At 70.6% G+C, this 741-nt stretch carries 1 protein-coding gene; it reads left to right on the top strand.

Translation table 11 applies throughout. The features are described 5' to 3' along the window. On the top strand, nt 1–638 hold a 638-nt coding region (locus KDM41_18285), incomplete at its 5' end, for a hypothetical protein (GenBank protein MCB1185373.1). Between the last annotated feature and the right edge of the window lie 103 nt (nt 639–741).

Here is a 741-nt window from a genome sequence, read left to right as displayed (position 1 = left end):
CCACCTTGCTCCGTTTCCTCGTGCCGGACGAACCGGATTCCGCCCGCGCCACCGAGCAGGCCCTCGAGGCCCTGGCCAGGGCCGTGGGGGTGCGGTTCGACCGCAAGAGCGGCGTGACGACGATCCACGCCACGGTCGGCGATCCCCGGATCGCCGCCGACCTCGTCAACTTCATGGTCGCCGAGCTCGACGCCTACAGCCGGCAATTCCAGACCGAAGACGCCGCCCGCCAGTCCGAGTTCATCCACACGCGCCTGCGCGAGGTGGAGGCGGAACTGGCCCGCTCCGAATCCGCGCTGCAGGAATTCCTCGGTTCGAACCGGAGCTGGTCGGAGTCGCCGGCCCTCACCCTCGAACGGACGCGCCTCGTGCGCGACGTCGAGCTGAACCAGCAACTCTACGTGACGCTGCGCAGCCAGATGGAGATCGTCACCATCGATGCGCAGAAGGACCTCCCGCTCGTGGCGGTCATCGACCGTGCCCACACGCCCCGGCGCGCCCACGCGCCCCGCACCCTCCGCATCGTCGTCTCGGTGGCGGCCATGGCGGCGGTCCTGGCCATGGCGCTCGTGCTCCTGCTGAACTCCCTGCGCGGCGCGCGGCGGCACCCTGACGGGGAAGCCCGTGGCGGAGCCTAGGCCCAGACCGAGGATCCTGTCGGTCATTCCGGGGGACGCCGGCGGCGCGTCCATGATCTTCGTGAAACGGCAGATGGCTGCGGTGGCGGAGCGGGGCTTCGAC

Source organism: bacterium (genome assembly GCA_020440705.1).
GTDB lineage: Bacteria > Krumholzibacteriota > Krumholzibacteriia > LZORAL124-64-63 > LZORAL124-64-63 > JAGRNP01.
The sequence above is the reverse complement of the archived record's forward strand: the minus strand, read 5'-3'. Positions and strand labels throughout refer to the sequence as shown.